1 protein-coding gene is annotated in these 1,120 nt (G+C 64.8%); it reads right to left on the reverse strand.

All coding sequences use genetic code 11. The features are described from left to right. Window positions 1-491 precede the first annotated feature (491 nt). The gene (locus IP76_RS18110; RefSeq protein WP_054159647.1) at window positions 492-980 is read right to left on the reverse strand and encodes a hypothetical protein; all 489 of its coding nucleotides are present in this window, start codon (window positions 978-980) and stop codon (window positions 492-494) included. Window positions 981-1,120: the final 140 nt, after the last annotated feature.

Raw genomic sequence — 1,120 nt, forward strand, 5'->3', positions numbered from 1 at the left:
CTGAAATGTACTGCTCAGCTTCACAACGCAACGGTCATACACAAGAGGTTAGCGAGGCAGCGAGCAACCCAAAGCTGGCTGTTTAGACGAGAGACGCAAGGCCGGAGGAGGAGTGCAATGGACCCATAGATTACACCAATTCACCACCGGGCGGGCGCCGAGCAATCTGCCGGCGCTGGTGCCTTGGCAAGATGGACGGGGACGGATCACGGAATCGCATATGGGAGAAATCGCGCAGGGGAGGGGATGGGGCAAGTGGGCCTGGGCCCGGCAGATGCAGCGATGCAGGAGCCCAGAAGGGCTGTGAGCATGTGCTGGGGCAATCCCAGAGCGGAAGCAGGCAGGACGTCGGACGACACTGGTAAAGACACGTTGCCAGTGCTCGGATGGCCAGCTGGTGACTGCATGGGTGCCAGCCAAGGCTGTCCCAGCCAGTTGAGTTCAAGGGCGTTCTTCGGGACAGCAGCCGGCCGTGGCTTCATGCAGCGTGCTCAAGCCGAGGGCGCGGGGGAGGGCGCCACGGCGGGCGAGGGGGCGATGGCGGGGGACGGGGCGATGCCCGGGGCGCCGCCGCCCATGTCGGGGTTGTTGTGCACCTCGGCGCACGACTCCAGGAACGGCACGCCCAGCATGCCGATGGGGTCAGCCTGGTTGTTCTTGAAGGCATCGGTCAGCTGGGTCAGGCACTCGGTGGACAGCTTGTAAAAGGTGTCGGCACAGGCCGGCTCGCAGGTGGGGACGGCCAGGTTGGTCTGCCCCTGGTTCAGAGCGTCCAGCACGCCCAGCAGCGAGGTGCAGAGGTCGAGGTCAAAGGCGGGAGGGGTGCCTGTCACTGCAGGGTCGGTGATGCAGCTGGTCTGAGAGGCCAGCCTCACGAAGGGCGCATACTTGGGGTCTGTCAGGAAAGTCGCCAGGTCCAGCGCAGCAGCTCCCGAGGCCAGCAGCAGTGCGGCGGCGAGGAAGGCAGCAAGCTTGGCCATGGCTGAGATGCGAGTGAGCAGGGGGCGTAGCGCGGGAGGGTCTGGGCGCCGAGAGTGTCTCGTGTGTTATAAGCGGGACGGGGTGACAGGCGCTACAGCGACTCCCTCACTTGACGCGCCTACAGTGTAAACAGACCGAG

It is taken from the genome of Rhizobium sp. AAP43 (assembly GCF_001296045.1).
Classification (GTDB): domain Bacteria; phylum Pseudomonadota; class Alphaproteobacteria; order Rhizobiales; family Rhizobiaceae; genus Allorhizobium.